This window comes from Candidatus Pelagibacter bacterium nBUS_25, assembly GCF_051200975.1.
GTDB lineage: Bacteria > Pseudomonadota > Alphaproteobacteria > Pelagibacterales > Pelagibacteraceae > Pelagibacter.
The window spans coordinates 1028791-1054195 of the sequence record NZ_CP172846.1; the positions used below are offsets into that span (position 1 = coordinate 1028791).

General features: G+C 29.5%; 25 protein-coding genes and 1 tRNA gene. 6 read left to right on the forward strand and 20 right to left on the reverse strand.

Annotated features, from left to right (window positions below):
• Positions 1-36 precede the first annotated feature (36 nt).
• From ACIJYH_RS05485 to ACIJYH_RS05500, 4 genes are all read right to left on the reverse strand, one after another.
• Positions 37-111, reverse strand: a tRNA-Val gene (locus ACIJYH_RS05485).
• Between the two features lie 7 nt (positions 112-118).
• Entirely contained in the window at positions 119-1945 is a 1827-nt protein-coding gene (gene rpoD / locus ACIJYH_RS05490; RefSeq protein WP_435162632.1) for an RNA polymerase sigma factor RpoD, read from the reverse strand.
• Between the two features lie 67 nt (positions 1946-2012).
• Positions 2013-3788 carry a DNA primase gene (gene dnaG, locus ACIJYH_RS05495; protein WP_435162633.1) on the reverse strand — a complete coding sequence of 592 codons (1776 nt, stop codon included), beginning with the start codon at positions 3786-3788 and terminating at the stop codon, positions 2013-2015.
• Complete coding sequence (locus ACIJYH_RS05500) at positions 3788-4249, reverse strand: GatB/YqeY domain-containing protein (RefSeq protein ID WP_435162634.1); 462 nt, start codon at positions 4247-4249, stop codon at positions 3788-3790. The genes dnaG and ACIJYH_RS05500 overlap by 1 nt, the downstream gene beginning before the upstream one ends.
• A gap of 126 nt (positions 4250-4375) precedes the next feature.
• Here ACIJYH_RS05500 and carA point away from each other — a divergent pair, with 126 nt between their 5' ends.
• The 4 genes from carA (at position 4376) to ACIJYH_RS05520 (ending at position 12355) form a co-directional block, all read left to right on the forward strand.
• Positions 4376-5569 (forward strand): glutamine-hydrolyzing carbamoyl-phosphate synthase small subunit, encoded by a 1194-nt coding sequence (gene carA / locus ACIJYH_RS05505; RefSeq protein WP_435162635.1) that lies wholly within the window; start codon positions 4376-4378, stop codon positions 5567-5569.
• Entirely contained in the window at positions 5547-8771 is a 3225-nt protein-coding gene (gene carB / locus ACIJYH_RS05510; RefSeq protein ID WP_435162636.1) for a carbamoyl-phosphate synthase large subunit, read from the forward strand. The genes carA and carB overlap by 23 nt, the downstream gene beginning before the upstream one ends.
• A 108-nt stretch (positions 8772-8879) precedes the next feature.
• On the forward strand, positions 8880-10748 hold the full coding sequence (locus ACIJYH_RS05515; RefSeq protein ID WP_435162637.1) for a glycosyltransferase family 2 protein: 1869 nt from the start codon (positions 8880-8882) through the stop codon (positions 10746-10748).
• 2 nt (positions 10749-10750) lie between these two features.
• Positions 10751-12355, forward strand: coding sequence for an EAL domain-containing protein (locus ACIJYH_RS05520; RefSeq protein WP_435162638.1), 1605 nt, complete (start codon positions 10751-10753; stop codon positions 12353-12355).
• A gap of 1 nt (position 12356) precedes the next feature.
• Here the strand turns inward: ACIJYH_RS05520 and ccoS are convergent, their stop codons facing one another.
• The 8 genes from ccoS to ccoN are packed head-to-tail and all read right to left on the reverse strand — an operon-like array spanning position 12357 to position 19771.
• Positions 12357-12518: a cbb3-type cytochrome oxidase assembly protein CcoS gene (gene ccoS / locus ACIJYH_RS05525; protein WP_435085395.1), complete on the reverse strand. Its 162-nt coding sequence runs from the start codon at positions 12516-12518 to the stop codon at positions 12357-12359.
• A gap of 2 nt (positions 12519-12520) precedes the next feature.
• Positions 12521-14740, reverse strand: a complete 2220-nt coding sequence (locus ACIJYH_RS05530; RefSeq protein ID WP_435085397.1) for a heavy metal translocating P-type ATPase — start codon at positions 14738-14740, stop codon at positions 12521-12523.
• On the reverse strand, positions 14692-15153 hold the full coding sequence (locus ACIJYH_RS05535) for a FixH family protein (RefSeq protein ID WP_435162639.1): 462 nt from the start codon (positions 15151-15153) through the stop codon (positions 14692-14694). Before ACIJYH_RS05535 ends, ACIJYH_RS05530 begins: the two co-directional genes overlap by 49 nt.
• Before the next feature lies 1 nt (position 15154).
• Positions 15155-16576, reverse strand: coding sequence for a cytochrome c oxidase accessory protein CcoG (gene ccoG, locus ACIJYH_RS05540; RefSeq protein ID WP_435085400.1), 1422 nt, complete (start codon positions 16574-16576; stop codon positions 15155-15157).
• 10 nt (positions 16577-16586) lie between these two features.
• Positions 16587-17465: a cytochrome-c oxidase, cbb3-type subunit III gene (gene ccoP, locus ACIJYH_RS05545; RefSeq protein ID WP_435085401.1), complete on the reverse strand. Its 879-nt coding sequence runs from the start codon at positions 17463-17465 to the stop codon at positions 16587-16589.
• Positions 17449-17619 carry a cbb3-type cytochrome c oxidase subunit 3 gene (locus tag ACIJYH_RS05550; RefSeq protein WP_435162640.1) on the reverse strand — a complete coding sequence of 57 codons (171 nt, stop codon included), beginning with the start codon at positions 17617-17619 and terminating at the stop codon, positions 17449-17451. Before ACIJYH_RS05550 ends, ccoP begins: the two co-directional genes overlap by 17 nt.
• On the reverse strand, positions 17616-18356 hold the full coding sequence (gene ccoO / locus ACIJYH_RS05555) for a cytochrome-c oxidase, cbb3-type subunit II (protein WP_435162641.1): 741 nt from the start codon (positions 18354-18356) through the stop codon (positions 17616-17618). The genes ACIJYH_RS05550 and ccoO overlap by 4 nt, the downstream gene beginning before the upstream one ends.
• Complete coding sequence (gene ccoN, locus ACIJYH_RS05560; RefSeq protein WP_435113492.1) at positions 18353-19771, reverse strand: cytochrome-c oxidase, cbb3-type subunit I; 1419 nt, start codon at positions 19769-19771, stop codon at positions 18353-18355. The genes ccoO and ccoN overlap by 4 nt, the downstream gene beginning before the upstream one ends.
• 80 nt (positions 19772-19851) lie before the next feature.
• On the opposite strand from ccoN, the gene ACIJYH_RS05565 reads away from it, so the two are divergent.
• Positions 19852-20064 (forward strand): heme exporter protein CcmD, encoded by a 213-nt coding sequence (locus ACIJYH_RS05565; protein WP_435162642.1) that lies wholly within the window; start codon positions 19852-19854, stop codon positions 20062-20064.
• A 44-nt stretch (positions 20065-20108) separates the two neighbouring features.
• On the forward strand, positions 20109-20297 hold the full coding sequence (locus tag ACIJYH_RS05570) for a hypothetical protein (protein WP_435162643.1): 189 nt from the start codon (positions 20109-20111) through the stop codon (positions 20295-20297).
• A gap of 2 nt (positions 20298-20299) precedes the next feature.
• Here ACIJYH_RS05570 and ACIJYH_RS05575 read toward each other — a convergent pair whose 3' ends face one another.
• The 8 genes from ACIJYH_RS05575 to ACIJYH_RS05610 all read right to left on the reverse strand — a co-directional run bounded on the left by ACIJYH_RS05575 (position 20300) and on the right by ACIJYH_RS05610 (position 25378).
• On the reverse strand, positions 20300-20983 hold the full coding sequence (locus tag ACIJYH_RS05575; RefSeq protein ID WP_435162644.1) for a 2OG-Fe(II) oxygenase: 684 nt from the start codon (positions 20981-20983) through the stop codon (positions 20300-20302).
• Between the two features lie 11 nt (positions 20984-20994).
• Positions 20995-22083: a ribonucleotide-diphosphate reductase subunit beta gene (locus tag ACIJYH_RS05580; protein WP_435113498.1), complete on the reverse strand. Its 1089-nt coding sequence runs from the start codon at positions 22081-22083 to the stop codon at positions 20995-20997.
• Between the two features lie 2 nt (positions 22084-22085).
• Positions 22086-22508, reverse strand: coding sequence for a plastocyanin/azurin family copper-binding protein (locus tag ACIJYH_RS05585; protein ID WP_435113500.1), 423 nt, complete (start codon positions 22506-22508; stop codon positions 22086-22088).
• Positions 22505-22738 (reverse strand): hypothetical protein, encoded by a 234-nt coding sequence (locus ACIJYH_RS05590; protein WP_435087880.1) that lies wholly within the window; start codon positions 22736-22738, stop codon positions 22505-22507. Before ACIJYH_RS05590 ends, ACIJYH_RS05585 begins: the two co-directional genes overlap by 4 nt.
• Before the next feature lie 4 nt (positions 22739-22742).
• A complete protein-coding gene (gene nirK / locus ACIJYH_RS05595) occupies positions 22743-23828 on the reverse strand; it encodes a copper-containing nitrite reductase (protein ID WP_435162645.1) in 1086 nt (361 codons plus the stop codon).
• Between the two features lie 173 nt (positions 23829-24001).
• Positions 24002-24256: a DUF6868 family protein gene (locus ACIJYH_RS05600; protein ID WP_435162646.1), complete on the reverse strand. Its 255-nt coding sequence runs from the start codon at positions 24254-24256 to the stop codon at positions 24002-24004.
• Complete coding sequence (locus ACIJYH_RS05605; RefSeq protein ID WP_435162647.1) at positions 24244-24885, reverse strand: aspartyl/asparaginyl beta-hydroxylase domain-containing protein; 642 nt, start codon at positions 24883-24885, stop codon at positions 24244-24246. Before ACIJYH_RS05605 ends, ACIJYH_RS05600 begins: the two co-directional genes overlap by 13 nt.
• A gap of 322 nt (positions 24886-25207) precedes the next feature.
• Positions 25208-25378, reverse strand: a complete 171-nt coding sequence (locus ACIJYH_RS05610; protein ID WP_435162648.1) for a hypothetical protein — start codon at positions 25376-25378, stop codon at positions 25208-25210.
• Between the last annotated feature and the right edge of the window lie 27 nt (positions 25379-25405).

Consider the following 25405-nt stretch of genomic DNA (forward strand, 5'->3'; position numbering starts at 1 on the left):
TTTTAAAGAAGTTATCAATTATAGATAACAAATAAATGGTGGGCCGTGTTGGTTACGCTCCAACTACCCCTGCAATGTCAATGCAGTACTCTACTATTGAGCTAACGGCCCAGTAAAATTAACTTTCTAAGAAACTTTTTAATTGTTTAGATCTGCTAGGGTGTTTTAATTTTCTAAGAGCTTTTGCTTCAATTTGCCTAATTCTCTCTCTTGTTACCGAAAACTGCAATCCAACTTCTTCCAAAGTATGATCTGTATTCATTCCAACACCAAATCTCATTCTTAGAACTCTTTCTTCTCTTGGAGTTAATGTGGATAAAATTTTTGTTGTTGCTTCACCAAGATTTGATTTAATAGCTTGTTCCAGAGGTGCTAATGCTTTTGTATCTTCTATAAAATCTCCTAAACTACTATCTTCTTCATCTCCTACTGGTTTTTCCAATGAAACAGGTTCTTTAGAAATTTTTAATACTTTTCTCACTTTATCAAGTGGCATTCTAAGTTTTTGAGCTAACTCTTCAGGTGTTGCTTCCCTTCCAAACTCACTTAAAATTAATCTTTGAGTTCTTACGATCTTATTGATTGTTTCAATCATATGAACTGGAATTCTTATAGTTCTAGCTTGGTCAGCAATAGATCTTGTAATTGCTTGTCTAATCCACCATGTTGCATAAGTGGAAAATTTGTAACCTCTTCGATATTCAAATTTATCAACAGCTTTCATTAAACCGATGTTTCCTTCTTGAATTAAATCTAAAAACTGAAGACCTCTATTAGTATATTTTTTAGCAATTGATATTACTAATCTTAAATTGGCTTCAACCATTTCTTTTTTGGCGATCCTAGATTCTTTTTCACCTTTTTGAACTCTGCTAACTAATTTTTTAAAGTCAGTGACAGAAATCCCCAATTTATGACTAATTTCAATTAATCTTTCTCTAATATTTTTAAACTCTTCTTTGTTTTTATCAAAAAATTTTTTCCAAATTAAGTTGGTATCTAAAAATTTTTTAAGATTTGGATTAATCTCATTGCCAATATAAAATTTAATAAACTCATTTCTTGGAATGTTATTATCCATTGCTAATCTTAAAAGATTACCTTCTAGAGATATAATTTTTTTATTTTCAACATAGTGCTTTTGAACCAGCTCCTCTAAAACTGAAGGTGATAACTGAAGTGACTTAATATTTTCTAAAATTTCATCTACAATCTTTTGGTATCCTTTTTCTTTTGCAGGAGAAAAATTTTGAGAACTTAGAACACAATCTAGTTTTTCTTTCTGATATTTAATTAATTTTGTATATTCTTTTGTTAAAGTGTTTACTGTCTTTAACACCTTAGGTTTAATTTCAGTCTCCATAGCAGCAAGGGTTGGATTAAAATCATCGTCGTCACCATCACCAGAATTTTCATCTTTGTCTGTCTCACCTGCATTTTTTTGCTTTGCACTTGGTCCAGTGGACTCATCTTCCATGTAATTTGTATCGATATCAATAATTTCTCTAACTAAAATTTCATCTTTTTGTAATTGATCATTCCATTCGTAGAATTGCTGAGCAGTCATTGGACTCTGAGATAATGCAATCAACATCACATCTTTTCCAGCTTCAATTCTTTTAGCTATTGCAATTTCACCTTCTCTGGAAAGTAATTCAACACCACCCATTTCTCGAAGATACATTCTAATAGGATCATCACTTTTCTCCATTGTCTTACCTTCTTCTTTGGAGGATCCTTCTTTTTTTCTTAAAATTTTAAAATCAGATTTTTTTTCTACTAACGCTACACCTTCATCTAAAATATGAATGAATGCTTGAGATAAATTTTCATCAGATAGATTTCTTTTTCCAAGAGATTTATTTAACTCTTCATAAGTGATGAACCCTCTGTGGGTTCCTCTACCCATTAATCTAGCAAATGATTTAGTAATTATTCTTTCCACAGCAATATAAGTTTGAAAGACTTATATAATATCAAATTAACAAAAATCCATTGCTAATTTATTAAGATTAGTTGATTTTTCTCTCTTTTTTCAAGTCTTTTAGCTCATTAAATGTTGTTTGGCTCATATCTTTTGAAAACCTCGATTCTAGTTCTTGGATTCTGAACTCAAGATCGTAATTAAACAAATCTTTAGAAATATCATCAAGTAACTCTATTGCTTGATTGTCATTTTCAGATTTATTTTTCAGAATATGTTTAATTGGAGCAAATTTATTTATCTTATCCAATAGCTGTTTATCCAAATTTACATCTTCAATACTAATTTGCTCACCAGACTTTAATCTTTCAATAATGGAATTAAATATTTGTTTATTTATTTCTGTGAATAACTTTATATTTTCAATTAAATGAATATTTGCTTGAAAAAGAGATAGATTATTTAGAAGTAGATATAGTAAAGAAAATTCTTTTAGCTCTACACCAGTTATTGATTGGCTTTCGTTAAAATATTTTTTAGTTGAGTCCAGTGATTTTGTTTTTTTTATATAAAACTTTTTCTTATTTTGATTGGAGTGAGGAGTTAACTCTGCAATTTTTTCCAAAAAATATTCAAGCACATATTTTTTAATAAAATCATCTTTAATCGTATTTGCTATAGATCTAAGTTTTTTTTCAAATATTGCCATTGAAGATGGGTTGTTTTCAGTTTGTTTCTTGTAATGACTGAAAATAAATTGATGGATCGATAACTTGCTTTGTTTTGTAAAATCTACAAAGTAGTTTTTTCCATGTTTATTAACATAGCTATCAGGATCTTCCTTATCCGGTAAAAATAAAAAGGATATTTGTTTTTCAGGTCTTAATTCTTTTATAGAATTTTCAGCGGCTCTAAGAGCAGCTTTATATCCACTCTCATCACCATCAAAACAAATTATAATATCGTCAAAGAACTGATTTAAAGTTAAAATTTGTTTATCAGTTAGTGAAGTTCCAAGGTTAGCAACTACATTTTCAATTCCATTTTTACTCAATCCAACAACATCCATGTATCCTTCAACTAAATAAATGTGATCTAATTTATTAGATAATTTCCTTGCTAAATCTAAATTATAAAGATTTGAACCTTTTTTAAAAAAAGTTGTTTCAGGTGAATTAATATATTTTGCTAAGTAATCTAAGTTTTCTATTATTCTTCCACCTAAAGCAATTGGCTGTCCTGAAATATTATTTATTGGAAAAATTAATCTTCCTCTAAATCTTTCAACATATATTTTTTTCTTTTCATCTAGGTAAAACAATCCACTTTCTACTAAAGCTTGTTCACTAAATTCATTTTTTAATTTATCAAAAAAACTGGGATTTTTTTCTATGTAGCCAATTTTGAATTTTTTAACTTCTTCTCTGCCTAACGATCTATTCTTTAAATAATCTCTAGCATTTGAATAGGCTTCATTTTTTAATAGCTCACTGTGATAAAAATCAACATACTGACTATAAATTGATAAATATTCTTTCCATTTTTTTTCTCTTTCCTCGTCTTGTTTTGAAAACATGTAAGGTTGCATACCAGCTAGCTGAGCAAGGTGTTTAACAGCCTCACCAAATTTAAAATTTTGTGTTTTCATTACAAAATCAAAAATATTTCCATGCTCAGATGTTGCAAAACAATGATAAAATTCTTTTTCATCATTAACTGTAAACGATGGAGTTTTTTCAGTTTTAAATGGAGACAAACCTACGTATTCTTTGCCTCTTTTCTTTAAAGCAACTGACTTTGATACGACTGTTGAAACTTTGAGTCTCGTTTTAATTTCATCCAAGTACTCTTTGGGGTATTTCATTAACTACCCAATAGTTCCTTAATTAGTGGACCTGCTTTTGCAAAATCAATTTCATCAGCATGTAGTTTTTTTAATTCACCCATTACTTTTCCCATATCTTTAACTGAACTTGCTCCAAGTTTTGATATAACTTCAGCACATATTTTCTTAGTTTCTTCTTCGCCAAGCTGTTTGGGTAAAAACGCTGTTAAAATTTCATATTCATTTTGCTCAATTTCTAAAAGATCTGTTCTGTTGTTTTTTTTATAAATATCTATCGATTCGGCTCTTTGTTTAACCATTTTTTTTAAAAGCTTTTTAATATCTTCGTCATCAGTATCTTTTTTGTTAGGACCAGATCTGTTCACAATATCTAAATCCTTAATAGATGATAATATTAACCTGTAGGTTGATATTTTAGTTTTATCTTTAGCTTTTAGTGCGTTTTTATATTCAGTTTCGATAGTTTCTTTTAATGCCATAATTTTTTAATCTACTTCAAAGAAAAAAATCTTCAAAAGAAAAATTGTTTTTTTACAATTTTATATTACATCTCTGTTGCGATAATAATGCAATTATTGTATTAACCTCTAACTCAAGAGTTGTAATTGATCAAAAAAGCAAAAAAATCGAACTCAAAAAATTCACAAATCAGCACGGGCGTCTTAGTTCTTGAAAATAAAAAGGTTTTTAAAGGAATTGGAATTGGCTTCCAAGGAGAAGCAACAGGGGAAGTTTGTTTTAATACATCATTAACTGGATACCAAGAAATTATATCAGATCCATCTTATGCCGGGCAAATCATAAATTTTACATTCCCTCATATTGGAAATGTTGGCACTAATAAAGAGGACTACGAGTCTGATAAAATATGGACTAAAGGAGTAGTGTTTAATTCAGAAATAACATCACCATCGAATTACAGATCATTTCTTCATTTAGATGCTTGGCTTAAAAAAAATAAGATAGTTGGAATTACAGGGTTAGATACTAGAAGTTTAACTAATTTTATCAGAGATAAAGGTGCTCCCAAAGGAACTATTGCTTATTCTAAAACTGGTAAATTCAATATTAGTAAATTAACCAACTCAACAATTAAGTGGAGTGGATTAAAAAACCTTGATCTTGCAGAAAAAGTTACAACCCCAAAGAACTATGTTTGGAAAGGTCTTAAAACTTGGAAAAAAGAAACCGGTTATAAAAAAAATAATAAAAGTACATTTCATGTAGTTGCAATAGATTATGGAATAAAGAAAAATATTTTAAGATATTTTTCTGACTTTAATTGTAAAGTAACCGTTGTTTCATGCAAAACACCCTCTGATAAAATTTTAGCTCTTAAACCAAATGGTATATTTTTATCCAATGGTCCAGGGGATCCTGCGGCAACTGGTAAATATGCAATCAATATACTTAAAGATTTAATTAAAAAAAATTTACCGATATTTGGTATTTGTTTAGGGCATCAAATACTAGCCCTTACACTTGGTGCTAAAACAAAAAAAATGAAATTAGGTCACAGAGGTGCAAATCACCCAGTTAAGAATTTAGTTCACGACAATGTTGAAATAACAAGTCAAAACCATGGTTTTGAAATTATTAGAGAAAGTTTGCCAAAAAATATTGAAGTTACTCATAAATCTTTATTTGATAATTGTATTGAAGGTATCAGATTAAAAAATAAACCAATATTTTCAGTTCAATACCACCCTGAGTCAAACCCAGGACCACAAGACAGTGTTTATTTATTTCAAGAATTTATCAACAACATGAAAACAAATGCCAAAAAGAAAAGATCTTAAAAAAATATTAGTTGTTGGAGCTGGTCCAATTATTATTGGTCAAGCTTGTGAGTTTGATTATTCAGGTACACAAGCATGTAAAGCTTTAAGAGATGAGGGTTATAAAGTTGTGTTAATTAACTCAAATCCAGCAACAATTATGACTGATCCTGATGTTGCTGATAAAACTTATATAGAGCCTATTACTTTAGAGGTTTTAGAAAAAATTCTCAAAAAAGAAAAACCTGATGCAATTCTTCCAACCATGGGTGGTCAGACTGCTCTTAACCTTGCAATGGAAGCTGAGAAAAAAGGAATTCTAAAAAAATACAAAATAGAATTAATCGGCGCAAACTCTAAAGCAATATCTAACGCAGAAGATAGAAAAAAATTTAGAAAAAATATGATTGATATTGGTTTAGATCTACCTAAATCTGAAATCGTCAATAACATTAATCAAGCATCTAAAGTTTTAAAGAAAATAGGATTGCCTGCAATCATTAGACCTGCATTTACTCTTGGAGGCCTTGGTGGTGGGATTGCTAAAAATGAAAAAGAATATCTAAAAATTATTAAAAGTGGATTACACGAGTCTCCTGTAAGCCAAGTATTAGTTGAAGAGTGTTTGGAGGGCTGGAAAGAGTTTGAGATGGAGGTAGTAAGAGATAAAAAAGACAACTGCATCATCATCTGTTCGATTGAAAATATTGATCCAATGGGAATACACACGGGAGACTCCGTTACTGTTGCCCCTGCTCTCACCTTAACTGATAAAGAATATCAAGTAATGAGAAATGCATCCATTGCATGTTTAAGAAAAATTGGCGTTGAAACAGGTGGATCAAATGTTCAATTTGCAATCAATCCCAAAAATGGTCGAATGGTTGTAATTGAAATGAATCCAAGAGTGTCACGTTCATCTGCTCTTGCATCAAAAGCAACTGGGTTTCCAATTGCAAAAGTTGCAGCAAAACTTGCTGTTGGTTACACGTTAGATGAATTAAAAAATGAGATCACAAAAGTTACACCTGCATCATTTGAACCTAGTATTGATTATGTGGTAACAAAAATTCCAAGATTTACATTTGAAAAATTTTCAACTTCACCTGCAACATTGGGTACATCTATGAAATCAGTTGGTGAAGCTATGGCAATTGGTCGAAACTTTAAAGAGTCGCTTCAAAAAGCATTGGTGTCACTTGAAACAGGGTTTTCTGGATTAGATAGAATATTTGATCTAAATAAGAAACAAATTGAGAAGAAACTTAAAGAAAGTATTCCAAATAAAATTTTATTAGTTGCTGAAGCGATTAGAAAAAAAATCGATTTAAAGAGAATATTTACCTTATCAAAAATTGATCCTTGGTTCTTAGAGCAAATTAAAGAAATTGTAGATAATGAAACTAAGATTAAATATAAAGGATTACCTAAAGATTTTAATGAGTTTAACCGAATAAAATCTATTGGTTTTTCTGATAAAAAGCTGTCTGAACTTACAAAAACATCGGAAGATGCCGTTAGACGTAAAAGAACTGCTCTTAAAATATTACCGGTATTTAAGAAAGTTGATACTTGTGCAGCTGAATTTAAATCGTTTACTCCTTATATGTATTCTACATACCAAAGAAATTTTTCAATTAATTCTGAGTGTGAGGCCGATCCATCAGCTAAGAAAAAAATCATAATATTAGGTGGTGGACCAAATAGAATAGGACAAGGAATAGAGTTTGATTATTGCTGTTGTCAGGCTAGTTTTGCACTGAAGGATGCTGGTTTTGAGACCATCATGATCAATTGCAACCCTGAAACGGTTTCAACTGACTATGATACTAGTGACCGGTTGTACTTTGAACCTTTAAAAGAAGAGTATGTCTTTAATATAATTAAAAAAGAAAAAGAAAAGGGAAACCTAGTTGGTATTATTGCTCAGTTTGGTGGCCAAACCCCAATTAAACTTGCTAAATTTTTACATGATAACAAACTGCCAATTTTAGGAACGCAGTACACATCAATTGATTTAGCTGAAGATAGAGATTTGTTTAGAAATCTTCTTAATAAATTAAAGTTAAAACAAGCTGAAAGTGGAATTGCTAAAACATTCAAGCAAGCTATTCAAATAGCAGAGAGAATTGGTTTACCCTTAATGGTTAGACCTTCATATGTATTAGGTGGAAGAGCAATGGAAATTGTTCATGAAAAAAGCCAGCTTAAAAACTTTGTTGAAGAAGCTTTTAAGGCAGCTGAAGAAAACCCAATTTTAATTGATAAGTTTATTGATCATGCAATGGAAGTTGACGTTGATGCAATATCGGATGGAAAACAAGTTCATGTAGCAGGTATTATGCAACACATTGAAGAAGCAGGAATTCATTCTGGAGACTCAGCTTGTAGCCTACCTCCAATATCAATTAAGCCATTCTTGATTAAAGAAATTGAAAATCAAACTAAGAGATTAGCTTTAGCCTTAAAAGTTAAAGGTTTCATGAATATTCAATTTGCAATTAAAAAAGATGAAATTTATGTAATTGAGGTAAATCCTAGAGCTAGTAGAACGGTGCCATTTGTATCTAAAGCAAAAGGTCTGCCTCTTGCTAAAATTGCATCCCGTGTCATGGCTGGTGAAAAATTATCTAAGTTTAATTTAAGAGATAAATCTAAAGGAATGTATGCAGTTAAAGAAGCAGTGTTTCCTTTTAACAAATTTCCAAACAGTGATTTACTTTTAGGACCTGAAATGAAGTCAACAGGAGAAGTAATGGGATTTGATAAAAACTTTGGAATGGCGTTTGCTAAAAGTCAAATTGGTGCTGCCAACTCATTACCAAAACAAGGATTGGCATTTGTATCATTAAAAGATTCTCACAAAGATGAAGGAATAGATTTAGCAAAAGAGCTAATTAAATTAAATTTTACACTTTGTGCTACAAAAGGAACTGCGGAGTATTTTAGAAAACATAAAATTAAATGTAAAATCATCAATAAAGTAAGTAGTGGATCTCCTCATATAGTAGACGTCTTAGACTCTAAAAAAATCGCACTAGTTATTAATACGGGTGGAGGAAATACTGAGCACAGACTAAATGATGCAATAGCACTTAGAAGAGCAACACTTAAAAACAAAGTTCCATATTGTACAAATATGTCGACTGCTCAAGCATGCTTGGAAGCTATAAAATCTCTTAAAACTAGAAAATTAGAAGTAATTTCACTTCAAGATATCTAAAATACCCAAAATGAAGGTGTTAAATCTTCAAAAAATTTTTTTTTTTATAAAAATGCAAAAATACTAATTAATTTTTGATGATTATTTTTTAATAGAAAGTAATAAGCAATGATACACGTAGATAATACACAAATTTTATCATTTCCAAGGTTCAAAATTATAAAGAACGAAAAATTAAAAGTTAGAAATTATAAAGGGTTTAATTTAACAAATCTAACACCTGAATTAAAAAAAATATCCCAAAAGATAATTAATAGAAAAATAATTTCATATTTAGATTATTACAAAAATATAGCGAGTCTACATGGTTATGATTTCATTTTACATGATGAAATTAAAAAAAATAAAAATATATCAAGAAATTTATTAAATTTTAGAAAAAAAAATAAACATATTTCGTACCTTGAAAATAGATGTCACCCTTTTGCAAAGCAAGATGGTAAAATTTTAATTTTAGCAACAAATATAGATAGAGAATTAATAGATTTTTTATTGTCTGAATATCAAAAGGATCAAATAAAAATTGTATTAACAACACCTAGAGACCTGAAATTATTTTTTCAAAAAATTTATAAAAGAACAGATACTAACAATGCATCTGAATTACTTCATGACAGAGATCCCAAATTATCTGCAAAAAAAGTATTTTCCTTAAAACTTACAATTGTTTTATTGTTATTAATTGGAACGTTAGTCACCTGTGGCTATAAATATCCAGCTGAAACCTCTTTTTGTTTTGCCGCTTTTTGTACGTGTGTTTTTTTAATCAATTCATCATTTAGGGTTTGGCTTTTTGTAGTGGCTATTTATTTGAAATTTAAAAATAGATATAAAAAAGAAATTCCCATTTTAGGACAAAAGAATCTACCTACGTACTCAATATTAATTCCTATATATAAAGAAACTGAAGTTTTAAAAAAACTTATTAAAAATATATCTGCATTAAAATACCCAAAGAAAAAGCTTGATGTAAAATTAATCTTTGAAGAAGACGATTTAGAGACTATTGAATTAGCAAAAAAATTAAATCCACCTCATTTTTTTGAATTCATTATCGTACCTAAAAGTTATCCACAAACAAAACCTAAGGCATGTAATTATGCTTTAACATTTTGTCGGGGTGAATATGTTTGTATTTATGATGCTGAAGATAAACCTGAGACAGATCAATTATTAAAAGCTGTAGCTAAATTTAGATCTTTACCTGATGATTATATTTGTTTGCAGGCTTCTCTTAATTATTACAATCGAAGTTATAATTATTTAACTCGATTATTTTCATTGGAATATGCTCAATGGTTTGATTGGTTTTTGCCTGGTTTAAATAAAGTTAATTCTCCAATTCCTTTAGGAGGAACATCTAATCATTTTAAAAGAAAAAAATTATACGAACTTTATAATTGGGACTCGTACAATGTAACTGAAGATGCGGATTTAGGTGTTCGTATTTATCAAAAAGGATTTAAGACAACAATTTTGAACTCTACTACATGGGAGGAGGCAACTGGCACCAAAAGAGCTTGGATTAAACAAAGAACAAGGTGGATTAAAGGACACATGATAACTGTCTTAATTCATAATAGAAATCCATTTAAATTCTTATGGAAAACTGGTTTAAGGGGATTTATAGGATTTCACTTATTTTTAACACTACCATTAATAAATTTCTTAATTAATCCTTTGGCTATTTTACAAGGGTTTTTCTTGCTTACATCCCCTGATTATTCAAGTTGGGTAGGATTTGGAGATGATTTGTTAACATATTTTATTTATGGAATACTTTTATACAATTTATCTAATATTTTTATGTCAATGGTTGCAGGCATAAATAGAAAATTTAGTAAATTATATTTTATCTTACCGCTAGTTCCTATTTACTGGATGCTGCATAGTGTTGCGGCATTCATCGGAATTTTTGAAGTAATAACCAAACCACATTATTGGGCCAAAACTACACATGGTAAATATTTAACTTAAATATGATAAAATTATTAATAAGTTTAAAAAAAACACATAAAGTTTTACTTTTATTAATTTTATCTATTGTAATATTTTCAGGTTTTTTTTTAATTCATTTATTCTCACCTGTTCACGATCATGAGTTTGAAAGTATTAATGATATTATCAAAAATAATTTTATTATTGTTTTTTATTATGAAGCTGTATTTGTTTTTATAATATTTTTTTTATTAGTAATATTTTTATCTTATGTTGTAATTAAAACAGATAAATTGGAAAGAATAGTTAATCTTGATGAACTTACAAATGTTCAAACAAGAAGAAGTTTCTTTTTGAATAATGGTGATAATAATAAAAGAACATTTGATTATTTAATTCTAATTATTGATATTGATTATTTTAAAAGTGTTAATGATAGTTATGGTCATGAAGTTGGTGACAAATATTTAAAAAAATTTGGTCAAGAACTAATAAAAATTGGAGTAGATAGTTTAAATTCTGTAAGATTAGGTGGTGAAGAATTTGCACTACTTTTCAATTTAAAAGATATTGAAAAAAAATATGAAACTGCAAAAGGATATAAAGATTTTACTCTATCTCAAAAGATAAATAAATTTTCAAAATCTATTCATAATAAATTGAATAGTATTTTCTTAGATGATAATAAGATATTAATACAAAAAACGTGTTCATTTGGTTCTGCGTTACTTCCTGTTGATGGTAAAATTTCAGATGCTTTATCATACGCCGACAGAGCTTTGCAAGTTGTTAAAAAAAAAGGTCGTAATAATTATAAATTTGCAGATGATAAATTTATTGCTACCTCTATGGAATTAAATGAAATTATTACACTTGATGGATTAAGTGAAGCTCTTAAAAAAAGTCAATTAAGTTTTTATTTTCAACCTATTATTGATGTAAAAAATAATTCAATTAAATTTTTTGAATGTTTAATAAGATGGACTAAGCCTAATGGTACTATACTTTTACCAAAAGATTTCTTATCTAAATTTATTCACTTAAATGCAAGATCTATGAAAGAAGGTACTAGAATATGGAGAACGGTTTTTGATAAAAGTTTTAAAAATATTAATATCGATAAAAGGATAAAATTTTCAATTAATTTTCAAATGTCTCACTTTGCAAATATTGGAGCAGGAAAGCTAGTGATGGAAGAAATAGAATATATAAAAACTTTAATTGATAATGAAATAATAGTAGAAATTACAGAAGCGCAAAATACTAGAATTGATGACAAAGCGGCCAATAAGGAAATACAATATGCGAAAAATCAAGGAGTGTCAGTTGCTTTAGATGATTATGGAGTAAAAGGAAGTAATCTTGAACGTTTGATTAATACACCCTGGAATATCATTAAATTAGATAAACAGTTAATTGATAATGTTGTAACTAATAAACGCTCTCGTGTTGCGGTAGAAGGAATTAAAACAATGGCAACTAGATTAGATAATCAAATAATAGCTGAAGGAGTTGAAACTAAAGAGCAGCTAAAATATCTAAAAGAAATTGGTATAAATTTAATACAAGGTTTTTTATTTTCCAAACCAATGCCAGGTAATCAAATTGAAGGATATATAAAACAATTTTCTGCTAAATATCAATAGACTAGTCTCTATCATTTTTTTCTTTTTCTTCTTCAATCAAAATTCTTTCAGAAGCTCCTTCTAGATCTTCGTATTGATTATTTTTTAACGTCCATAAAAATGCTAGTAACCCTATTAAACCAAGAGTAAGTGCAATAGGTATAAGATAGAGCAAAATATTCATGATTAAATTTTTTTCCTTTTTAGATTTAAACGAAAACTATTTCCAATTACAAATAATGAAGAACTTGACATTGCAATAGCTGCAATTAATGGTGTAACTAAACCTATGATCGCCATAGGAATAGCAAAGATATTATAAATAATTGCCATTAAAAAATTTTGTTTGATTAATAAAACTGATTTTTTTGCAACTTTAATACAACTAATAATTGGAAATAGTTTTTCACCTTGAAAAACAATGTCTGCAGTATTTTGGGTAATATCCATTGCGGTTGATGGTGAAATAGATACATCAGCTTCAGCCAGCGATGGGGCATCATTCAAACCATCTCCAACCATCAGAATTTCTTTATTTTGTAATTTTAATTTTCTAATAAATTCACTTTTCATTTCTATTGAAAATTCAGAATAATAATCATTTATACCAAGGTGTTCTGCTATTCTTTTTACTACTTCATTTCGATCACCAGATAAAATTATTGGAATAACTCCTAATTTTTTAATCTCATCAATTACATCCTTGGTGTCTTCTCTTAATTGATCCTCAAAACTAAAACAGATTTTTTTTTCATTTTCTACCGAAAGCCATATCTCTGAAAAAATTTCATCTTCATCTTTTTGAGAAGGACAAGACCAATTTTTTTTTCCTAGTTTTAATAATTTACCTTTAAAATATCCTTCCACTCCACAACCAATTATTTCTTTTACATTATCTAAATTAAGTAATTTGCCATTAAATTGATTACAAATAGATCTTGAAAAAGGATGCTTGCTATAATGTGCTAACGATGCTGCAATTTGTAGATCTTCTTCTGAGTATGATCCTATTAAATTAGGCTTACCCACTGTTAGTGTTCCTGTCTTATCTAAAATTACATACTTCACTTTTGATAATTTTTCCAAAGCATCACCAGATTTTAAATAGATACCTTTTTTCATAAGCGAATTATTTGCTAATACCTGAACGACTGGAACTGCTAAACCTAAAGCACAGGGACATGTAATAATTAATACGGTTACCGCTATTAAAAGTGAGGGTTGCCAAGCTAAATCAGCGAACATCCACCATCCAATAAATGTAAATAAGCCAGCTAAATGTACTATTGGTGTGTATAATTTGGCTGCTTTATCAGCAATTCTGGTGTACTTGGATTTACTTATCTCTGCTTTTTCCATTAGTTTCACAATGTTTGTGAGTAAATTATTTTCTGTAGATTTAGAAACTTCAATTTGAATTGGTGCTGAAATGTTAATTGTACCGGCAAATACATTATCATTTATATTTGCTTTTTTAGGTAATGTTTCACCACTAATAAGACTTAAATCTATTTCTGTAGATCCGTTTAGAATAATTCCATCTGCAGGTATTTTTTCTCCTATAGAAATTGTAATAATATCTCCTGCCCTTATGTCTTTTACCGGAACAATTACTTGTTTTTCATCCTTTATAACTGTTGCAGTTCCACCTAAGGCTGACAGTAATTCTTTAGCAGATTTTTTTGCCTTACCTTTTGCTAAAACATCTAGATACCTGCCAATAAGTAAAAAAAATAATAACATTATTGCAGAGTCGAAATAGATATGTTCACCATTATTAACTGTTTCAAATAGACTTATTAAACTAGTTAGAATTACTGCTAATGAAATCGGCACATCCATATTTGTATTTTTTTTTAGCAAAACCTTTAATGCTGAATAAAAAAATGGTCTCCCAGAATAAATTATAGCTGGTAGTGCAATTAAACTTGAAATCCATTGAAATAGTTCTCTTGTTGCAAATCCCATTGTCTCAACTGATGATGACCACAAGCCAACTGAAATTAACATTAAATTCGCTGCTGCAAAGCCTGACACTGCAATAGATCTTATCAAGACTTTTTTATTCTCTTCAAAATCATTATCTAAATTATCAACATCATACAAACTTATTGGATATCCCAACTCAGATACAATTTTAGCAAATTTATCTGCTAATTTTTTTTCACCTACCCACTTAATTTCTAATTTTTCAGTAGACATATTCACTCTTACAAAAAAAACATTTTTTAAAGTGTAAAGTGATTTTTCAATAAGATGGATACATGAAGCACAATGAATATTTTTTACTTTAAAAATAATACTATTATTATTTTTTGGATCAATTTTAACAAAAGGAGAAAATAATTTATTTATATCTACTTTATTAAAATTCGTTTTATTGTTTGATATTTGTGTTTGTTCCATATTACTAAAATCTTTACATCCCACTGTCCTTTTAAAGGAAATTTAATTAATTTTTGGAATTTACCATTTGTTTTTTTTTCTAATTTAATTGAAAAATCATAACCAGTTTGAGTTGGTCTAACTAAAAAAGCTGTAACAGAAGCTCCATCAAAACTATCTTTTTTTTCATTTTCTAAATAAAAATTTAGAAAATTATCTTGATAAATGATTTCACTTTTCCAATTTAAATCATTTTGTTTTTTACTAGCCTCAATTATTTTATTGTAATTTAATCCTTGATTGTAAGCGTTCTCAGTTACTACACCTCTATGAGTTGAGGTTGCTAAATAAACAAATATGCTATCTAAAATTATCAAAATAACGAAGAAAACTATAAAATAATGAGGAAAACTGTTATTTTTTTGCTTAATCATACTAATATTTCCCACTAATAAATATGTTTTCTACTGTATCCGATATTTCATCATCTAATTCTTTAATATTAAAAATTACTTTTTTTCGAACCTCTTTATTTTTATCAGCTATAAGAAAAATACGATAATGACCAACACTATTAGCCACAACAGGTAAGTTGTTAGAAGATAAACTTTCTATACCTTGAATTTTAATTTTTGAATTTTTTAAACCTTCAATAGAAAGTGAATATTTCTTACTTTTAAATGATTTGTTGAGAATTTTAATATCATAACTATTTCTTATTTGACCATTTGAAAGTTTTACAAATAATGGATTTCTATCATGTAAAACATTAAGTTCTAAAATTGATCTATTCAACAGTGTATAAAGAATTGCTGCACTTAAAATAAGAAGGATTAATAAATAACTATATGTGCGTCCCCTTAATAAGCCTTTTTTTTCTTTTTCATTTCTAAAGCGTCTACCTTTATTTTTTTCTGTATCATATCTAATCAATCCTGCTGGAAGATTAATTTTATTCATAATCTTATTACATGCATCTATACACAAGCCACAGGCAATACATTCCATTTGCAGACCTTTTCTTATATCAATGCCCATAGGACAAACTTGAATACATTCTGTACAATTAATACAATGGCCTTTGTTCTCCCAACTATCACCGGCTTTATGTTTGCCTCTTGGCTCTCCCCTAAATTCATCATAACTTATAATTAATGTATCCCTATCAAACATTGCTGACTGAAACCGAGCATAGGGACACATATAAGTACAAACCTGCTCTCTTGCAAAACCAGCCATCAAATAAGTTGAAAAAGTTAAAACTACAATCCAGCTTAAAACAGACCAAGGAACATCAAAATTTATAATTTGTTCTAATAATGTTGGTGCATCATTAAAATAAAAAACCCACGCACCTCCAGTTAATATTGCAATTACGATCCAAACTATATGAGTTGATAGTTTTCTCCATATTTTGTTAAAACTGATCGGTGCATTGCTTAATTTCATTCTAGAGTTACGATCTCCTTGAAAAATTCTTTCCACCCAAACAAATAAATCAGTCCAAACAGTTTGTGGACACGCATAACCACACCAGGCACGCCCTACAAGACTTGTGCTTAAAAATAATGCTACTGCTAAGAATATTAATATTCCAGTTAAGAAATAAATTTCCTGTGGCCATATCTCAATGAAAAAAAAGTATGCTCTTCTATTCGGCATATCAATTAATATTGCTTGATTTGGTATCTGTGGACCTCTATCCCATCTTATCCAAGGAGCAAAATAATAAACAAACAATGTGCAAGTCATGATAATCCATTTTATTTTTCTAAATTTTCCCCAAACTCTTTTTGGAAAGATGATTTTTTGCTCAGAAAACAAACGTAGTGGATTTTTTTCCAAACTTTCTTGCATAATTAATGTCTTATTGTGACGCTGATAGTGAATAAATATACAAAGCTAACATTCTTATAGTTGGGTCATCTAAACGATTCTCCCATGCAGGCATAATTCCATGTTTTGGCTTTTTAATTTGAGAAATAATGCTCGATTTATCACCACTACTATAAAACCAAATATTATCTTTCAAATTAGGAGCACCCAATTCTTGAATTCCCTCACCATTGTTTCCATGACAAGCAGCACAATTATCAGCAAATAAGGTATTTTCACTTGATTGGTTGTTATTTTCATTGAGAGATAAGATGTATTCAGCCAACTCTTTAATTTGCTCATCATTTAAAACTTCTGCAAACTCTGGCATTTCAGAATATTTACCTTCATCATGACCAGATCGAATACCATATTTTATGGATGAATAAATTTGTTCAACGTTTCCTCCCCATAACCAATCATCATCGTTTAAATTAGGATACCCCTTCGCTCCAGCAGCACCTGATCCATGACATGTTGCACAATTATCTCTAAATGCTGCTTTACCTCCTGCTACTGCATAAGTATAAGATTTTTTATCTTTAAGTATTTCGTCAAATAAAGTTGCTTTAAAAAACTCTTTATAATTTTCTCTAATGTCTAATATTTCTTTTTGATTATCTCTTAATTTTTTGTATTGAGTCCAATCTAGTATTCCAACTGTCCCTCCACGATAACCACTTCCAGTTAAAGTTGGCCAAGAAGGGTAAACAATCCAATAACCAACTGACCAAATTACTGTAACTATAAATACCCATATCCACCACCTTGGTGCAGGTGTATTTAATTCTTTTAAACCATCCCACTCATGTCCAGTAGTTTCTTGGCCTGTTATTTTATCAATCTCTTTATTATTATTTTTTTCGGACATAGATTACTTTTTCATTTTTAATTGGTATAAATTTATGTGACTCAATTTTTTTCTTAAAATTTGGATTAAATAACCAAATAACAACTATTGAAAAAATAGAGAAAAAAATAATTAAACCTAAAACACCTGCATTGTCAGAAATAAAACCTATCATTTTTTTACCTCTTCAACTATTTGGGGGTCATAATTTTTTATATCTGCCATACTTCCCAAGACTTGAAGATAAGAAATCAATGCATCTAATTCTGTGGGTATATTTTCGTTACCATCAAAATTTCTGATATTTACTTTTTCTCCGTATCTATTTCTTAAATTTTCTGCCAATTCTGTTTCTGGTCTTAATTGTGCAAGACCGTCCTTTGAGGCATTTTTAATCATCTCTTCTGTATAAGGAACGCCTGTAATCTTTAATGCTTTCAAATGTTTTCCCATATCTTCAAAGTTTAGAACACGATTACCTAAATGTTTGTAACTAGGCATAATCGACTCTGGAACTACATTTTGAGGTTTGATTAAATGTTCTACATGCCACTCATCTGAATATTTGCCTCCTAAACGTGCAAGGTCTGGCCCTGTTCTCTTTGATCCCCATTGAAATGGGTGATCATACATACTTTCTGCTGCTAAAGAATAATGCCCGTAACGCTCAACTTCATCTCGTAATGGTCTGATTTGTTGACTGTGGCACGTATAGCAACCTTCTCTTAAATAAATATTAAATCCTTTAAGTTCTAAGGGTGTATAAGGTCTAACACCTTTGATTGGTTCAATTGTAGTCTCCAATCTAAAAAGTGGAACGATTTCAATTATGCCCCCAATTGAAACAGCTATAACTGTAAAAATTAATAATAGAATTGAGTTTTTTTCTAATTTTTTATGTTTTTCCATCATTGGATTTGAGCCTTTTGAGAAATTGTTGATTTATTTGTGCTGGGTATCTCTAAAGTTTTGATTAAATTGTAAATCATGATCAAAACTCCAATAAAGAATAAAACTCCACCAATACCTCTAATTAGATAAAATGGCTTCATCGCCATAACCGTTTCAACAAAAGAATACTCTAAAAACCCAAGATTATCGTAAGCTCTCCACATCAAACCCTGCATAATTCCTGATACCCACATTGAAGATATATAAAAAACAATACCAATAGTGGAAATCCAAAGATGAATATTAACTAATCTTAGTGAGTAAAGATTTTTTTTATTCCATAAAACTGGAAACAAATAATAAATTACACCAAAACTAATAAATGCTACCCAACCTAATGTGCCTGAATGAACATGGCCAATAGTCCAGTCAGTATAATGACTTAAAGCATTAACTTCTTTAATAGACATTAAAGGACCTTCAAAAGTACTCATCCCATAAAATGCTAGAGAAATTATCATAAATTTTAAAACAGGGTCTTCTCGAAGTTTGTACCACGCTCCAGATAACGTCATCATTCCATTTATCATTCCGCCCCAACTAGGCATCCAAAGCATAATTGAAAAAGTCATACCCAATGTTTGAGCCCAATCTGGTAAGGCTGTGTAATGTAAATGATGGGGACCCGCCCAAATATATAAAAAAATTAAAGACCAGAAATGTAAAATAGATAATCTGTATGAGTAAATTGGTCGATTAGCTCTTTTTGGAATAAAATAATAAACCATTCCAAGAAATCCAGCTGTTAAAAAGAATCCTACGGCATTATGTCCATACCACCATTGGATCATTGCACTTTGAACACCTCCCCATAACGGATAACTTTTTGCACCAAACAATGATACTGGAATAGAAACACCATTAACCAAATGTAGAACTGCAACTGTAACTATGAAAGCAAGAAAAAACCAATTAGCTACATAAATGTGAGGTTCTTTTCTTTTTGTAAGTGTAACTAAATAAATTATTAAATATATTACCCAAACTATTGTTAACCATAAATCAGCATACCATTCTGGTTCAGCATATTCTTTACCTTGAGTAACTCCAAATAGATATCCTAAACCAGCCATTAAAATAAATGCCTGGTATCCCCAAAATGTAAAATTTGCCCATCCATCACCTGACAATCTAGTTTGGCAAGTTCTTTGAACTACAAAATAACTTGTTGCAAATAATACATTTCCACCAAAGGCAAATACTACAGCAGAAGTGTGTAGGGGGCGCAACCTACCAAATGTTAATAATGGTTCAAAATTTAATGATGGGAAAACCATCTGAAAAGCAATTAGTAAACCCGCTGCTAATCCTGCTACAAGCCAAAATATAGATGCAATAGTAAATTTTTTAACTATCTCATCATTATAGTTGATCATTAAAAAGATATATCTTTTTTATTTTTTATTAGATTTGATGCAGATCAATCTTTATTTAAAAAAAAAGGTTAAAAAATAATATGATTAATGAAATATTATATCTAAATGGCTATGGAATTTATATTTGGTCTGCATATATTTTTACACTTATAAGTTTTTCAATTTTACATTATTCAATTAAACGACAGTTTGAGAAAGAGAGAGAAATCTTTCGTAAAAAATTTGGTTTACTTGATAATGAAAAAAAACAAGCGGCTTACGGACAAGAAACTAATAGAAAATTATTGGCTTAAAACATAGCTTTTTGACAATATTTAGATTTATTAGATAGGAATTGATGAAAACAAGTTACTCAGGTCTTATTTTTTTATTTCTTGGAATTATATTTTTGTGGAAAGATATTAACCATGTAGCAATGATATCTCATAGCAACACCTTATTTTTTATCAATGAAATGACTTGGATGTGGTTTTCAATGGCATTAATTCATTTCTTTCTTGTTAAAGAATGTAATTGTAAAAAATAATTTTAATTCATTTTATAAAGTTCACTAGTACTTTTCCAATCACTTGATACATAATTTATAATCAAATTCCTTCTAACTCCAAAAATATATTGTTTAGGCACCCCATGCCAAGTGTCTTTACCCGGAACAAACATAAATCCTGTATTCTGCTTATAGGGTACTTTTGAATTGAATGTTAAATCTTTATTATAAATTGTAGTTCCCCAGTCTTTTGCATATGTGTTTGTATCACTTGAAAGATAAATTAAGAATGTTAACATTTTTTCTTTAATATCTAAATGTGGTTCTAGCCAAAAATCACCTGTATCTAATGTATACTCAATACGAAGTTTTCCTTTAGATAATTCTCTACCACTAATTAAACTTAGTGTATTAATAATTCCATCACTATTAAAAATTTCTGCAATTTCTTCCATACAATCATATTTTTTACAATTTTCATTATCAAAAAATATTCGTGTTTTATTATTGCTTTCTCTTTTACCCGAATAAGAATTTATAACTGGTGGATCAATTGGAAGTTTAAGAAATTTATCTACTAAATCTTTTGGTAGAACTTTATCAAATGCCCAGTGATTGAATGGGTCTTTAATTGATAAAGCATTATTTAAATTCTTTCTAACATCATTGTATTCTGAAAAATTTTCACATATTGGTTTATCTTTTATTTCATTTTTATTTAACATTTTATTTCCTACTAATGTTTGGGTTTAAAAAATTCTGTTTCACCAATTATCTTATTTTTTTCAAGTAAATCAAAATAAGGTGATTTTAATTCTTCAAAAGCTTCCTGCCATGTACCTTGAGTTGCAGCTTTTGAATATTCAGTAGATCTTCCTTCAAAAAAGTTCATATGCTCAACGGCATTTAATATTGAATCTAACCAAGTTAATGGATTTTTTTTGATATTATAAATTCTATCAAGTCCTAATTGAACAAGTCTTCTATCTGCAATCCATCTTATATAATCTTTTACTTCTTGTGCCTTTAGATTTTCAAGAGGTCCCATTTCAAATGAAACATCGATAAAGGCATCTTCCTGTGATACTGCTATTCTACAGGCCTCATAAATCTCATTTTTTAATTTATCTGTCCAAATTTCTTTATTTTCCTTAATGAACTCCTGAAACAATCTTATCATTGAATTGCAGTGCAAAGTTTCGTCTCTGACTGACCAAGTTATGATTTGTCCCATTCCTTTCATTTTATTATGACGTGGAAAGTTTAGTAAAATTGCAAAACTAGCAAATAGTTGAACGCCCTCAGTAAAAGCGCTAAATATTGCCAGTGTTTTTGCTATATTATGAAGAGAATTAACATCACATTTTTGAAGGTAATCGTATTTATCCTTCATAGCTTTAATCTTTAAGAATTCTGAATATTCTGTTTCTGGCAAACCTATTGTGTCTAATAAGTGAGAATAAGCAGCAATATGAACTGTTTCCATCGCAGAGAATACAGACAACATCATTTTCACTTCTGTCGGTTTAAATACATTCATGCAGTGCCCCATATAATAGTTATTCACCTCAACATCTGCTTGTGTAAAAAATCTGAATATCTGTTTTAATAAATTTTTTTCTGAAGCAGAAATTACTTTTTGCCAATCTCTTACGTCATCTCCTAACGGAACTTCCTCTGGCAGCCAATGAATTCTTTGTTGTGTTAGCCAAGCATCATAACACCAAGGATATCTAAAGGGTTTATAAATTGGATCACCAGTCATTAATCCACTTTTATTTGGGAGCTTAGATATATCAGAATTATTTTTTACTGTTTGTGCCATTTTTATATTTGATCAATTAATGCTTGAGCTAATTTTTTAGACTGTCCAAAAAATCTTATTTTTTTAATCAAGTCTAAATTAGATCTATCATCACCAACGATGACAAACCCTATCATTCCTAAGCTCTTATGAGGAGTGCACCAATAGGCATAAATACCTGGAATAGTAAATTCATAACTTACATCTTCATTTAATCTTGATTTAAATTTTTCTACACCATCAGGTACGCCACCTTTTATAAATTCAACATTATGCCCCTTGTCTGTTGATTCCCAAAAAACTTTGTCACCAACATTAATATTGATAATTTTTTTAGAATAAACCATTCTTTCTTTGTCTAGCTTATTCAACATTTTAATATTTATTTCTTCACTCATTGCGTAATTAGAAAATATTAAAAAAAGTATTAATATATATTTTTTCATGATGTAAATAGTTTTCTCCTTTGTGTTTTTTTTAGATTTTTAATTTCTCTATTTAAAATATCAGTATTATTTTTATAAAACTCAATCTCTCTTTTAAGAACACTTATAGTTTGTATAAACTTTTGCGATTCTTCATCCATTTCGTCTTTGAGATATTTGTTTTCATTTTGTAATTTTGATATTTTTTCTAGCGTTATACTTTCATTCAAGCTTTTATCGGATACATACATATTATTAATCTGCAATTCTTGTAGGCTCCATTAGTTGTTCCATTAAATCATTATTCCATTTACCTGTTACTTTCACTTCAGCTTTTGCCCCCAAGATAAACGCTTCAATAAGATTGTGATTTAGATAAACATAAGTTCCTGGTTGTCTAAATTTATAAACCATTGCTCCAGCTGCGCCTCCTGGTACAAACCAAGTTTCTAAATTAGTTCTTGGAGGATCATTAAACGATCCGTTTGGCCATACATAATCACCATGTCCACCAATTAAGTGAGGTCGTGTATCTCTATTTGCTTGTGCGTGGATAAACATTACCGTTTCACCTACTTTTGCAGTCAAAGCGTTGTCTCCCTCTAACGCACCTTCTGATCCATTAAATACAACATGGGTAGGTGTTAATGTTTTCATCACCTCTAAAACATCGCTAAAACCATCACCAGGGTGAATATATTCTTTGTAATTTCCGTTATCATCTTTTGGAAGATAAAAATCCTGTTCTCCAATGTAAAATGCTTTGTCATATGTGATTGGATTTCCCTCTCTGTCTTTCAGTCCATCTCTAGGTAAAACCATAACAGCACCGTTCATTCCTTTAACAACGTGCCAAGGCACCATGGCACCACCTGGTGCACAGTGATAAACAAAAACCCCTGGTTTAGTTGCCTTCCATCTTAGTATTACTGCTTCACCTGGTAAAATATGTGTAAGACCTCCTCCACCTAAAGCACCTGTTGCTGCATGAAAATCTAAATTGTGTTCAAAGTTATTTTTTTTAGGATTGACTAATGTTAACTCAATATAATCTCCAACATGAGCAACGATAAGTGGCCCTGGAACACTATCGTTAAAGGCAAAAACTCTGAACTTTGTTCCTTGTTTATCAATAGTGATGACTTTTTCTGTAATACTCATTCTCACTTTAATTACTTTAGGTCCCCCTTTTGCAACTATGTTATGAGCTGGAACTGCTGGTGCTGGCACCAGCTCCTGAATTACTACAGGAAGCTTATCTGCTTCACCACTTTTTGCCTGTAACGTAATTGAAATTAATATTAAAGAGATAAAGATAGATATATATTTTTTTGTATTCATATTTTTGCCTGTAATGTAATTGAAATTAATATTAAAGAGATAAAGATAGATATATAATTTTTTGTATCCATAAATATTACCTTAAAGACTGATTCAGAATTTTATTTGATCTTGATCAAAGTTTTTATAATTTGATTTGTGTCAAACGTTAGGTAGATAAAAATTTTATGAGATTAAATTGAATATCTTAAAACAATATAAGGAATCAAAACAAAAAAAACTGTTAAGGTTACATGGAGAATGATTCCTTTGTAATGTGCTTTTACAAAATCTTTATGTGAAACTTTAAAGAATGAATGATGTATCTTATAAATAAAACTTTTAGGATAACTTCCAAATATAAATACTCGAAAAATTATAAATAAGAAATTAGCTATGATTAGCCACGCTAAAAAATTTACTAAAAAATTTAAATCTAGCTCGCCCATTGATCCCAAAGTTGATTATAAGTGTACTTTTTTTTAATAAATAATTTGCTATGTGGAAGTGTTGCAACCAAATGTATTCTATCTTCTTCTCCACCATTAAAAAAATTATGGTATTTTTTTGCATTAACTATCCATACACCCCCATCTGCAGGTAAATGAAAAGATCTGTCTTCAATTACAAATCTACATCCTGGATTAGTAATAATTGGTATATGTAACCTTGGTTCTGGATCTTTGTGCCAACTCAAGGTTGATCTTGGTCCTTTTTTTAATATTCGAGTTCTTCCTAAAGCAAATCTTCTGGATAATATATCGTAAACAAATTTAAAATATGTGTTTTCAAACTCTGGTAAAAACTCTGTGAAATTATTTTCCTCTATATAATCTGCTCTGGCCACCTCTTGACCTGAGCTATCTGGTTTCGTCCAATAAAGTCCCCATGAATATTTTCCAGATGTACTATCATCATTACCTGGAATTTTATTAAGAGAAATACTATCTATATGTGACACTGACCCATCACCTTGATCAAATTCTTTTTTTCTTTTGATTTCTCTATAAGTGTCAACCAGTCTACTAACATCAAATGATAAACCTGGAACTTTATAAACTAGATCTTTAATTGACATGATTTTTTTTTAAAGAAATTTAAAAAGAAAAAGTTGATGTGAATCAAAAATATTAAGATTTATTCTGTTACAAATTAGTAGGTCTCACCATGTATCTACCCTATAGAGTATCAACATTGTCTCTGAAATGGTGGGGCCTATCCTAGAAAAGATATGGTGAAATCCAAATTGTAGCAAAAGTAATTAAAGAACTTATGGCTATGGCTAGTATCAAAGTTTTTACAAGATTATGTATTTTCATAATTGCAAAATAGATGTTTTTTAAAATTTGATATTGATTTAAATCAAAATTGACACTGGGATACAGACCCATCTATTTTTTTTATGGTATTTGATTGTAATCTAAATCAGTGCCACCTACTCCAGTCTTAAGATTAGAAGTAAATTTTGGCATATAAACAGCAATCAACGTGACCGCTAATACAATGAACATCATTGCAATCGCAATATTAGCTTTACCGTGGTAAGGCCTGTTAGTTAACATGTAGTTCATTATTACTCTTTTGTTGTAAGTATATTT

What these genes read in the sequence shown, in the direction of transcription:
- dnaG (WP_435162633.1), bottom strand. Translation starts at nt 3,788, where the DNA reads ATGAAATACCCCAAAGAGTACTTGGATGAAATTAAAACGAGACTCAAA.
- ACIJYH_RS05500 (WP_435162634.1), bottom strand. Translation starts at nt 4,249, where the DNA reads ATGGCATTAAAAGAAACTATCGAAACTGAATATAAAAACGCACTAAAA.
- carB (WP_435162636.1), top strand. Translation starts at nt 5,547, where the DNA reads ATGCCAAAAAGAAAAGATCTTAAAAAAATATTAGTTGTTGGAGCTGGT.
- ACIJYH_RS05515 (WP_435162637.1), top strand. Translation starts at nt 8,880, where the DNA reads ATGATACACGTAGATAATACACAAATTTTATCATTTCCAAGGTTCAAA.
- ACIJYH_RS05520 (WP_435162638.1), top strand. Translation starts at nt 10,751, where the DNA reads ATGATAAAATTATTAATAAGTTTAAAAAAAACACATAAAGTTTTACTT.
- ccoS (WP_435085395.1), bottom strand. Translation starts at nt 12,518, where the DNA reads ATGAATATTTTGCTCTATCTTATACCTATTGCACTTACTCTTGGTTTA.
- ACIJYH_RS05530 (WP_435085397.1), bottom strand. Translation starts at nt 14,740, where the DNA reads ATGGAACAAACACAAATATCAAACAATAAAACGAATTTTAATAAAGTA.
- ACIJYH_RS05535 (WP_435162639.1), bottom strand. Translation starts at nt 15,153, where the DNA reads ATGATTAAGCAAAAAAATAACAGTTTTCCTCATTATTTTATAGTTTTC.
- ccoG (WP_435085400.1), bottom strand. Translation starts at nt 16,576, where the DNA reads ATGCAAGAAAGTTTGGAAAAAAATCCACTACGTTTGTTTTCTGAGCAA.
- ccoP (WP_435085401.1), bottom strand. Translation starts at nt 17,465, where the DNA reads ATGTCCGAAAAAAATAATAATAAAGAGATTGATAAAATAACAGGCCAA.
- ACIJYH_RS05550 (WP_435162640.1), bottom strand. Translation starts at nt 17,619, where the DNA reads ATGATAGGTTTTATTTCTGACAATGCAGGTGTTTTAGGTTTAATTATT.
- ccoO (WP_435162641.1), bottom strand. Translation starts at nt 18,356, where the DNA reads ATGATGGAAAAACATAAAAAATTAGAAAAAAACTCAATTCTATTATTA.
- ccoN (WP_435113492.1), bottom strand. Translation starts at nt 19,771, where the DNA reads ATGATCAACTATAATGATGAGATAGTTAAAAAATTTACTATTGCATCT.
- ACIJYH_RS05565 (WP_435162642.1), top strand. Translation starts at nt 19,852, where the DNA reads ATGATTAATGAAATATTATATCTAAATGGCTATGGAATTTATATTTGG.
- ACIJYH_RS05570 (WP_435162643.1), top strand. Translation starts at nt 20,109, where the DNA reads ATGAAAACAAGTTACTCAGGTCTTATTTTTTTATTTCTTGGAATTATA.
- ACIJYH_RS05575 (WP_435162644.1), bottom strand. Translation starts at nt 20,983, where the DNA reads ATGTTAAATAAAAATGAAATAAAAGATAAACCAATATGTGAAAATTTT.
- ACIJYH_RS05580 (WP_435113498.1), bottom strand. Translation starts at nt 22,083, where the DNA reads ATGGCACAAACAGTAAAAAATAATTCTGATATATCTAAGCTCCCAAAT.
- ACIJYH_RS05585 (WP_435113500.1), bottom strand. Translation starts at nt 22,508, where the DNA reads ATGAAAAAATATATATTAATACTTTTTTTAATATTTTCTAATTACGCA.
- ACIJYH_RS05590 (WP_435087880.1), bottom strand. Translation starts at nt 22,738, where the DNA reads ATGTATGTATCCGATAAAAGCTTGAATGAAAGTATAACGCTAGAAAAA.
- nirK (WP_435162645.1), bottom strand. Translation starts at nt 23,828, where the DNA reads ATGAATACAAAAAAATATATATCTATCTTTATCTCTTTAATATTAATT.
- ACIJYH_RS05600 (WP_435162646.1), bottom strand. Translation starts at nt 24,256, where the DNA reads ATGGGCGAGCTAGATTTAAATTTTTTAGTAAATTTTTTAGCGTGGCTA.
- ACIJYH_RS05605 (WP_435162647.1), bottom strand. Translation starts at nt 24,885, where the DNA reads ATGTCAATTAAAGATCTAGTTTATAAAGTTCCAGGTTTATCATTTGAT.
- ACIJYH_RS05610 (WP_435162648.1), bottom strand. Translation starts at nt 25,378, where the DNA reads ATGAACTACATGTTAACTAACAGGCCTTACCACGGTAAAGCTAATATT.